The sequence below is a fragment of the Leptobacterium flavescens genome, assembly GCF_010671605.1.
Taxonomy (GTDB): domain Bacteria; phylum Bacteroidota; class Bacteroidia; order Flavobacteriales; family Flavobacteriaceae; genus Leptobacterium; species Leptobacterium flavescens.
Genome location: NZ_JAABOO010000002.1, coordinates 514,658 through 526,389, shown reverse-complemented (window position 1 = coordinate 526,389; position 11,732 = coordinate 514,658). Strand labels below are relative to the sequence as shown.

Genomic DNA, 11,732 nt, shown 5'->3' with positions numbered 1-11,732 from the left:
ACAAAAAAAATGAAAAGGTATAACAAAATAATGATCACAATTTGCACATCGCTTTTTATATGGGGGTGTACTTCCGATTTTGAAGAAGTGAATACGAATCCTGAAGGCTTTTCCAACGAGCAGCTGACACAGGACTTTAATCATGTAAAAGAGCTCCTTCCCCCGATGTTGTACAGTATTTACCCTTTTAGCCTGACCTCCAGTCTGGGGAGTTACCAGCTTCAGGGAAGCTTAATTGCTGATGTATATTCAGGATATATGGGAATCCCGACGCCCTACAGGGGTAATAATAATAATACGCATTACTCATTGGTGGACGGCTGGAATCAGGAACCGTGGACCATTGCCTACGGTTTTAATATGAGTAATTTTCTGAAGTTGGAGGAACGGTCCGAGGACAATGTCACACTGGCCCCTTTTTTGGCCCTGGGCAGGATCGCCAGAGTAGAGGCCATGCACAGGGTATCCGATATCTACGGACCCATAATCTTTTCCAGATATGGAAGCTCGGATACCGCCACCCCATTTGATAGCCAGAAGGATGTATATTACCAGTTTTTTGCGGAACTCGACCTGGCTGTTAACGACCTGACGAAGGCGATTAATTCGGAGCAACCGGAAATAGTCGGGAGTGCCGATGTAAGCAAATATGCCGGGAGTTACCGAGCCTGGATAAAATTTGCAAACTCCCTGAGGCTTAGGCTGGCAATGCGAATAGTGAATGCCGATGGGGACAAAGCCAGATCGGAGGCAGAAACGGCCATGGCAAACGAATTTGGGGTTATCGAAAGCCCTTCGGAGAATTTTATAGTAACCAATACCGCTTCGGTACATCCTGTAGAGATCTTAAGTTCCGGTACAAATGATGTAAGAATGGGAGCAAGTATCGAATCCATTATGGTAGGATACAAGGATCCCCGTTTATCCAGGTATTTTGATTTTTCCACTTTTCCGGGCCTCGAAGACACTTATAAAGGAATGCGGTCAGGTATAAATATAGATGATAAGAACGATTACCTTCCTTTTTCTTTAATCGGAGATGTGGTAGAGGATACACACGATGCATTATTAATGACAGCCGCTGAGGTTTATTTCCTGAGAGCGGAAGGTGCTCTAAGAGGATGGGCCGGAATGGGAGGAACTGCTCAGTTCCTCTATGAAACGGGTATCAGAAGTTCTTTTGAACAACACGGCCTGGCTGGTGCCGAAGAATATATTGCGGATGAAAGCAGCAAACCGATTAATTATATAGATCCGGCTAATAAGGGCTACAATATCGAGGCCGTTAGTACGGCTACCATTAAATGGGATGAAAGCGCAGAGCCAGAGGTTAAACTCGAAAAGATCATTACCCAGAAATGGATAGCCTGTTTCCCGGAAAGTAACGAACCCTGGGCTGAGTTCAGAAGAACCGGCTATCCGAAGCTATTTCCCGTAGCAGAAAACAAAAGCAGAGGTGAGATCAGTACCAAAGAATTTATCAGAAGGATCAATTTTCCTATAACCGAGAAAAACGGAAATCCCCAGGGGGTAGCAGATGCAGTAAAACTGTTGGGTGGTGGCCGCCCTGATACAGGGGGAACACGATTGTGGTGGGATGTTCCGGGAAGTAATTTTTAGACCCTCTTCCGGCAACATCTGATATTATTAAATCTTTAGAACGGGCCTGCCTCCGTCATCGGGGGTAGTGCTCATGCTTTCTGCTGATCTAAAAATTATTTCTTATGAAAAAAACAGTGTCCTTTCTTATATTATTGATGGTTCTTACAGGCTACACCCAAACACAGCGACCAACAATACATTTTTGCGGGAATGCAGATAATGATCTTTATCGTGTTTTACTGGCCGAAGAAAACCTGAATGTAATCCGTTATGATAACCCGGAAACAGCTGTAGATGGAACGCCCCAAGGAGGAGCATTGATCATTGCCGCCGATGAATATGGTATATACGATAGTATTGAAAAAGAATATCGGTGGCAAAGGAATTCGATCCCGCAGGAAGTTTATACAAAGGTCAATGACAGGAACATAAAGCTCTATATAGAATATCCCGAAACTGATGTCCCCGGAGTAATGACCGTTACTTCAACAGATCATGATATTCCCAGATTAAACAGAGGGGTGGTGAATGAGAACATTAATGTATTTGGTGAGGGCCTGCCACCGAGGAGCATTTTAGGGATCAATAATTGCCGTGTTGTAGGGGTGGGATCTCTTAATTATACCCCTTTTATTGTTATTGGCAGGGTAGCAGGTTTTGATTCGGCAATATATGGTCTCGGAGATGTCAATACCCGGCCTGTACTTATTAAAGGAGGAAATACTGTAGTAGCCACAACCAAGCTTACCAATTTCCGGACTGCTCGTTATGGCCCCCATGCCTCCTGGAAGATAGTATGGGAAACCATTCTTGGCTGGTTAACAGAGGAAACCATTCAATTAAATACCTGGTCATCAGCCCGGGATATAGTTCCCATGTATGAAAAGAACGAACCTTTACCCGATGATGTGCTCAGAACATCTATATCCAAGGGGGTGGAGTGGTACTATAATGGACGTTTTTTTGTACATCCGGATTGGAAAAAGATATGGTTAGATAATAATACTTACACTCCTCTGGGTACGCCTTTAGATCAGAATCTTCCTAATGGTGATGGAACTTTGGGGATCCTGGAGGGGCAGGGCACCAAAATATTGGTCGATGGCCCTCAACAATACCGTTACTGGGTACGGGCAGATGTACAGGGAGAAGCAGCTTATACCCTGGCTATGGGTGGGGATTTCCTGCAAAGGCCCGATTATCTGCAACAGGCAGAAAATATAGGGGACTTTTTGTTCTTTAGCGAAGATAGCCCGATAAGGACCGACCCTCAGGCAGCCGACTACGGCCTTATTGGCTGGCGTTGGGGAGGGCAGACAAATGTACATTATGGCGATGACAATGCCCGCCTTATCCTTGGTATGATCGGTGCTTCCGCTCGCCTGGGCACCAATAAATGGAACAAGGAAATTACCCGGAACATTCTTTCCAATTTCAGATTAAGTAGTAGACAGGGATTCCAGAGCACAGATCATACTTTTGAAGCAATAAATGAAAACGGATGGCGGCATTATTTCGATAGGGATTATCAGAGATTTCAGCCCCATTTTGAAATGTGGCTACCGGCCCTTTATCTCTGGCTGTACGATAAAATAGCCTATAAACCCTTACTGGAAAAGGCAAGAACGGCTATACGATTAACTATGGAGGCATATCCTTCTACGGAAGACTTTCCTCATAGTTGGAGGTCGACTAACGGCTTTCAGCAGGAGCGGGCCCGGATGGTTCTGCCCCTGGCCTGGCTGGTACGGGTAGAGGATACCGAACAGCACCGACAATGGCTGGATACCATAGTCTCTGATATCCTGGAAGATCAGGATAGTTCCGGAGCGATCCGGGAGGAATTGGGGCGCATAAATAATTATGGTTTTGATCCTCCATACACTAATGCCCAGTACAGCGGTGCAGAGGCTCCCTTGAATATAACTAATAACGACCCGGTATCCGATATGCTCTATACCTGTAACTTTGCCTTTTTTGCATTGAACGAAGCGGCCCACGCCACAGGGAACAGCAGGTATTATGAAGCGGTAGCCAAACTCTCAGAATTCCTGGCCCGTATTCAGGTAAATGTCCCCGAAGAAGCAAAACAAAAGAATGACAAGCTCAATGCCCTGGACGGTGCCTGGTTCCGGGCTTTCGACTATAATCGCTGGGATTATTGGGGCTCGGACTCCGATACCAATTGGGGGGCCTGGGGTACTCTTACCGGTTGGATCCAGACCTGGATCGTTACCACCCAGGCCCTGGTGGAAGAGCAAAACAGCTATTGGGATCTGACCGACAACCTGGACATTGCCGAAAACGCCAATGATATCATTAATTTTATGATGGAAGAAGAGCCCAATGTGATCGATAGCAAGGCCTATGGTGCCCGATCGGTCCGGGCTGCCGATATAGATGGCGATGGTGATATGGACGTACTTTCGGCCTCTGCAAACGCTCAGCACAATAATATAAACTGGTATGAAAACCTGGGTGAAGGAGAATTTAAGAACCATTTGATCAGCCGACATGCAGAAGGTGCCCGATCGGTACATGCCGCCGACCTGGACGGTGACGGAGATACGGACGTACTCTCTGCTTCCTATGATTCCAATAAGATTGCCTGGTACCGAAACGATGGGACGGGAAGATTCACGAAACATTTTTTTATCAGCCGGCATGCAGAGGGCGCTACTTCGGTTTACACCGCCGACCTGGATGGTGATGGGGACCTGGATGTACTGTCGGCTTCAAAAGAATCCGATAAGATCGCCTGGTACCAGAACGATGGGACAGGAAAGTTTCCCAAACACCATTTTATCAGTCGGCATGCAGAAGGGGCTTCTTCGGTCTATGCAGCCGACCTGGATGGTGATGGCGATATGGACGTGCTCTCGGCCTCAGAGCTGAGCGATAAGATCGCCTGGTATGAGAACGATGGGAGCGGACGTTTCCGTAAACATCACTTTATCACCAGAAGAGCAGATGGCGCGTCTTCCGTTCGTGCTGTCGATCTGGATGGCGATGGCGATCTGGATGTACTCTCAGCTTCCTACCTGGACGATAAGATCGCCTGGTACGAGAACGACGGGCATGGAAATTTCCCTAAGCATCACTTTATCAGTAGAAGTGCAGATGGTGCCGCTTCTGTCCATGCTGTCGATCTTGACGGGGACGGAGATATGGATGTGCTCTCGGCTTCTTTTCTGGATGATACGATTGCCTGGTATGAGAACCTGGGTGGTGGGAATTTTGGCAATTTACGAACCAGTCAACGAATAATAAACAGTAATGCAGACAGTGCTATTTCGGTCTATACGGCGGATCTGAACGGCGATGGTGATCCGGAAATCCTATCAGCTTCTTTCAGAGACAACAAGATCGCCTGGTACTATAATCCTGTTGACAGGAAAAATCCCGGTATCACAGGCCCGGATAAAAAAGTGATCAGCAAAGTGGCCGGAGGTGCCCGATCTATTCACACAGCCGATCTGGACGACGATGGAGACAAGGATGTTATCTCTGCTCATTATGGCGATGACAAGATCGTCTGGTTTAAAAACAAGGATGGCAAAGGGAATTTTGATTTCAGAGCAGGGAATCCCTATTCTAACCAGAATGTGATCGCTGCTACGGTAATAGATGCTGTAACAAAGGACACTATTGTTAAAGTAAATGGTGTTACTTCGGTTTATGCAGCCAGATTGAATGATGACAACCATACAGATATACTTTCGTCCTCCTACCATGACAATAAGATAGCCTGGTACGGAAATGACGGGAACGGAAACTTTGGAGAACAACAGATCATCTCTACAGATGCTAAGGGAGCAATGACTGTACATGCAACAGATTTAGATGGAGATGGGGATCAGGATGTGCTCTCCGCTTCCTATAATGATGATAAGATTGCCTGGTATAAAAATGATGGGGATGGAAACTTTGGAGAGCAGCAAATCATCTCTACAGATGCAAAGGGGGCAATGGCCGTACATGTAGCAGATTTAGATGGGGACGGAAACCAGGATGTGCTTTCTGCCTCCTATAATGATAATAAGATAGCCTGGTATAAAAACGATGGGCATGGAAATTTCACCGATCAGGCGAATATCTCCAACCCATTTGAAGCTAAGGATTTTATCAGTGCCACGGCAATGGGAGCTACTTCGATCTATGCTGCCGACCTGGATAATGATGGCGATATGGATGTACTCGCTGCATCAGCCGGAAATAATACCATTGCCTGGTATGAAAACAGAATAAAACCATTCGGACTCATCTCCGGGATAAGGATACGAATATGGGTAGAACATAAAATATCTATCACAGCATTGGGAGCCAGCTCGGTACGTGCAGTGGATCTGGATAATGATGGCGATATGGATGTTGTGGCAACTTCCCAAAAAGACAATACAGTAGCCTGGTATGAGAACCTGGGTAGAGGATACTTCGGAGATCCCTCAACCAATGAAAAACTGATAAGCAAAGATGCAGACGGCGCCCGATGGGTACATACCGAAGATCTGGACGGCGATGGGTACCCGGATGTACTTTCGGCTTCTTCCGGAGATCATACCATTGCCTGGTACAAAAACAACAGAGAGGGAGGTTTTTCCGAAAAATTTATCTCCACCTGGAAAACTACCACGACCAATGAAAAGATCCGCTTGCCACTGGTAGAAACGGGTTCCTATAATTTTACGGTAAACTGGGGAGACGGCTCTTCCAACAAGATCACAGCCTGGGATCAGGATGCAGTAACACATACCTATACCGGACCGGGGGACTATACCGTAACCATTAGCGGGGAAATTGATGGCTGGAGTTTTAAAGATAATGACAGCAGGGAAAAAATAACAGAGATCTCTTCCTGGGGCTCCTTAAGATTAGGCAGGAACGAAGGGCACTTTTACAAATGCACAAATTTAGAGATCACTGCTCCCGATCTTTTAAATACTTCGGGAACCATTAGTTTTAAGAATGCTTTCCGTAAGGCCAGTACTACTCTCATTCCCCGAATAGAGGACTGGGATACGAGTGAGGTGACCAATATGGGTAGTATGTTTACAGAAGCTCCGGAATTTAACCAGGATATTGGCAATTGGGATGTGGGTAAGGTCACTAATATGGCCTTTATGTTCCATGGAGCTGTCAATTTTGACCAGAACATAGGTAATTGGGATATCAGAAGAGTTATCGATATGAACAGTATGTTCGGTAGGGAAGCAGGTCTTTCCAATGAAAATTATAACGCCCTGCTCGAAGGCTGGGGAGCGCAGGAGGTACAACAGAATGTGGTTTTTGATGCAGGGAATTCTACCTATACTATAGGTTCTCCCGCCGAAATAGCCCGGACCAACCTTATAGAGAACGACGGCTGGCGGATTACCGATGGAGGTGGAGTAGGAGGAGATAATACGGCTCCGACAATTACTAATGTTACTTCCGATGCCCCGGATGGTGATGCCAATGTTTACCGAGCGAATGACCGCATCCAGATCCAGATAGTATTTTCTGAACCGGTCACAGTCACCGGAACCCCTCAACTCACCCTGGAAACAGGCGATAATGACCAGATAATAAACTATACCTCAGGATCCGGTAATAATACCTTAACCTTTACCTATACCGTTCAAACAGGTGATTTTTCCAACGATCTTGATTATGCCAGTACCCAGGCATTGACTCTTGGAGATGGAATAAGGATTAAGGATCCGGCGGGTAATGATGCCAGTCTTACACTTCCCTGGCCGGGTGACCCTCATTCATTGAGAGCCAATAAAGATTTGATTGTCAATGCGCTGCCCACGGTCACTCTTTCGGTAGATAAAACACAAATTCCCGAGACGGATGGAGTGGCCACATTAACTGCCAGCTTATCGGCTGTCTCTACCACAAATGTGGAGGTAGATCTTCTCTATTCCGGAACTGCCAGCAGAGGAACAGATTATGATGCCCCCGAGACTATAAACATTCCTGCCAGGGAAACGGAAGCCGGTATAAGCATTAGCGCAATTCATGACACTGCAGTAGAAGGTGATGAAACCATTATAGTAGAGATTTCTTCTGTGAACAATGGTATTGAAGAAGAAGAACTACAACAATTTATCATTGTCATTTCCGATGACGACCTGCCAACGATCTCTTTTGCAAACAGCGATTCCTCAGCTTATGAGGATACAGGTTCAGCCGATGTGGAAGTTAGCCTTTCTAATATCGTTGAACGAGAGGTAAGTGTAGAATATACGGTTACAGGAACAGCAACGCAAGGCACGGATTATACTCTGGGCAACGGCACATTGACTTTTTCAGCCGGAAGCCTTTCTCAAAGTATTTCCATTACGGACATCATAGATGACAATATCGTTGAAACTGATGAAACTATAATCATTACTTTATCCAACCCTTCATCTGATGTTAGCTTGGGAACCGGCAACCAGCATACCTATACCATTCTCAACAATGATATTGCCGAAGTAACCATAGAAGATGTTTCAGTTTCAGAGGATGAAGGCCCTGTTATGTTAAATGCTATTCTGGACCGTCCGGTGGATGGGGGCTTTGAAGTGAGATTGAGTACTTATAACGGAACAGCTATGTCCGATAGTGATTATACCCCTGTAAACATGCTTCTGACATTTGAAGGGATGGAAGGCGAAACAAAGTCAATTTCCATTCCCTTGATCAATGACATGGAAAAAGAAGGATCGAAAGACCTGACGGTGCTTATGTCCGATCTGACGGCACATAGCGTATCTGAAAACCATATTGACATTACAGATATGGCCACTGTAACCATTATCGATGATGATAACAAGCTTCCGGAAGTGATCAATAATATTGAAGATCAGAAACTCACAGAAGGCTCAGAAAGTGCTCCTATAGCCCTGGCCAATGTTTTTACTGATAAAGATGATCCGGACGAGGAACTTTCCTTTTCTGCTGATTATAACCGAGATATTATGGCTGTATATTTTATTCCCTCAAATGAAGGTGTTCCTCAGTTGGTTCTAAAAGGTATAGGTACAGGAGAAACCGAGGTTACCCTGACGGCCACGGACCCCCACGGCGCTTCGAAAGACCTTAGTTTCAAGGTAGAGGTAAGGGGCTGCGCCCTCCACGGGCTTGCAGCAAACAATTTCCAGCTACAAACCTCCGGGGAGACCTGTACTGACAAAAACAACGGGGCCATTGCCATTACCGTTGAACAGGAAGAGAGTTATACAGCCAGGATCGGGGACAGGTCCTACGAATTTACCGGGGAGCTGAAGGTGGGGGACCTTTCCCCGGGAACCTATGATGTATGTATCAGCCTTCAGGAACCACCTGACTGCAAACAATGTTTTGAAGTAGAAATAGCAGAAGCTCAACAATTAAGCGGAAGAACTACGATAAGTGAAACAAACGGAGTAGCAGATAAGCTATCTGTAGAGATCAGTTCGGGTACAGCTCCCTATAGTGTGCAGATAAATGACAGGCCAGCAGGTCGTTATCATACAAACCGTTTTTCCCTTGCTGTACAGCAGGGAGATAAGATAGAAGTCACTTCCGGTGTGGCCTGTGAAGGGAAACTTCTGCTGGAAACACCCTGGTCTGAAGAGCTCCTGGTGTATCCCAACCCTACCGGATCGGATGTAGAGCTTGTTCTTCCAAGAGATCGAACAAGTATAACCGCAGCTATCTACAATGTATCTGGAGTAAAGGTATCCTCAAAAACATATGCTGTTAGCAATCGTAAAGCAGTGATAGGAATGAAGAAATTACCCGCCGGAGTGTATTTTTTACATCTGGGAAATAAGAACCCAACCATAGTGAAGATCATAAAAGAATAAGGGTATGAATAAAACAAAAAGATCTGCGGTCATTTGTTTCCTGTTGATAATGATAACTGTTCAGGGATATTCCCAAACTCAAAGACCGGAAATAGTTTTTTGCGGAGATGTCAATAACGATCTCTATCGTGTTTTGGCTGCTGAAGAAGGTTTGGAGCTAATTCACTATGATAACCCGGAAGAAGCTGTAGAAGAAACACCTGTAATGGGAGCCTTGATCATTGCCGCCGACGGATATCCGAACCAACGGAATCAGATACCCTCCGGAGTGTATACAGAGGCGAGGGAAAAGAACATAAGGCTCTATGTGGAATACCCCGGCAATACGATCCCCGATATACAGATTGGTTCAGATTACTATAATAGCACAAGATTGGAGCGGGGGATCGTGATCGATGAATCATTCGGAAATAGCCTGCCTCCTATGAGTATACTGGGGATCAATGATGCCCGTATTTTAGCGTCCAACCTGACTTCTGATACCCAACCCGGTGCCTATGCCATGATCAAACTCGGGAAGGTAGCGGGTTTTGATAAAGCCGAATATGGCCTTGAAGGTGTACATACCCATGATGTGCTAAATCATGTTTTTTACACGGGCGATTCCAATTGGGAGATGCTCCTGGCCATGACCAAACTTACCAATTTCCGCACCGCACGCTCTGGCCCTCATGCTTCCTGGAAAATAGTATGGGAAACCATTCTTCGCTGGTTAACGGGAGAAAGGATCCAATTAAATACCTGGTCATCGGCCAGGGATGTGGCTCCTATGTATGAAAAGAATGAACCTTTACCGGATGATGCCCTCACGACTTCGGTGGCCAAAGGGGTTGAATGGTATTACAATGGCAGGTTCTTTATTCACCCTAACTGGAAGGAGTATTGGTTAAAGGAACAGGAAGATGGCAGAAGGCCTTATGGTCCTCCTGTACCTCAGGAATACCCGAATGGAGATGGATCTCTGGGCATCCTCGAAGGGCATGCCTCCAGATTGTCCTATGACGGTTCACAACAATACAGGTATTGGTTAAGGGCCGATGTACAGGGAGAAACAGCTTATGCCCTGGCAGCAGGAGGGGTGCTGTTGCAAAGGCCTGACTATTTACAGCAATCGGAGAATCTTATGGATTTTCTATTTGAGTCCACCTGGAGAAAATCAGATAGAGGAAAGGCTAGTTTTGGCCTGATTGCCTGGGCGTATACCAGCCTGAATGATCATTGGGGAGATGACAATGCCCGCGCAATTCTTGGAGCGATCGGTGCTTCCGCTCGTCTTGGAAACAAGAAATGGAACCGGAAGATCGTAGAGAATATCCTTTCTAATTTCAGGTTGAGTAGCAAACAAGGTTTTCAAAGCAGACGCCTGCATCATTCGAGTATAAACAGGAATGGGTGGAGGCATTATAATAACAGGGATTATCAGAGTTTCCACCCTCATTTCGAGTCGTGGATATGGGCCTGTTACCTGTGGTTATACGATAAAACAGGGTATGAGCCCCTGTTGGAAAAAGCGAGGACGGCTATAGGGCTGACCATGGGAGCCTATCCTGATAACTGGAGATGGACCAATGGGATACAGCAGGAGCGAGCCCGGATGATCCTGCCTCTGGCCTGGTTGGTCCGGGTAGATGATTCCGAAGAACACCGTCAGTGGCTGGATGCCGTAGTCTCCAGATTATTAGAGAACCAGCAACCCTCCGGTGCCATTCAGGAAGAACTTGGAGGAGCAGGTGGTTTATACGGCTCCACGCCCAGTAATGAGGCTTATGGCACTACGGAAGCCCCTTTGATCTTTGAGAATGGCGATCCTGTGGCCGATATGCTCTATACCAGCAACTTTGCTTTTTTCGCTCTGAATGAAGCGGCTCATGCCACCGGAAATAGTAGATATCATGAGGCTGTTGCCAAACTTTCGGAATTTCTGGCCCGTATCCAGATAAAAAGTGAAAAACACAATGATATGGACGGGGGCTGGTTCAGAGCCTTTGAATATGAACGCTGGGATTATTGGGCCTCCAATGCAGATGGTGGCTGGGGAGCCTGGGGTACACTTACAGGCTGGATACAGAGTTGGATCGTTACCACCCAGACTTTGGTTCTCGAACGGAGAAGTTACTGGGAGCTTACCGATGATTTTGATTTTAAGGAAAATATTTCTTTACCCCACAGAGAGCACAGTTTAATTGATGGCTACAAGGATGGTATTGCTTCAATTCCCGAAGCAGGTCATCTAAAATCAGAACATAAATGCATTCCAACCTGTGAAGAATAACAAAGAGATCTTGAGTCAAATAAAAGATCGATTATTAGTAA

The 11,732-nt window shown here is 46.0% G+C and carries 3 protein-coding genes; all 3 read left to right on the top strand.

The genetic code is table 11. The annotated features are described in order from the left end of the window. Positions 1-9: 9 nt before the first annotated feature. Positions 10-1,620 (top strand): RagB/SusD family nutrient uptake outer membrane protein, encoded by a 1,611-nt coding sequence (locus tag GWK08_RS10020; RefSeq protein ID WP_163606915.1) that lies wholly within the window; start codon positions 10-12, stop codon positions 1,618-1,620. 104 nt (positions 1,621-1,724) lie between these two features. After that, positions 1,725-9,419: an FG-GAP-like repeat-containing protein gene (locus tag GWK08_RS10015; protein ID WP_163606913.1), complete on the top strand. Its 7,695-nt coding sequence runs from the start codon at positions 1,725-1,727 to the stop codon at positions 9,417-9,419. A gap of 4 nt (positions 9,420-9,423) precedes the next feature. Then, positions 9,424-11,691, top strand: coding sequence for a hypothetical protein (locus GWK08_RS10010; protein WP_163606911.1), 2,268 nt, complete (start codon positions 9,424-9,426; stop codon positions 11,689-11,691). The last annotated feature ends 41 nt before the right edge of the window (positions 11,692-11,732 follow it).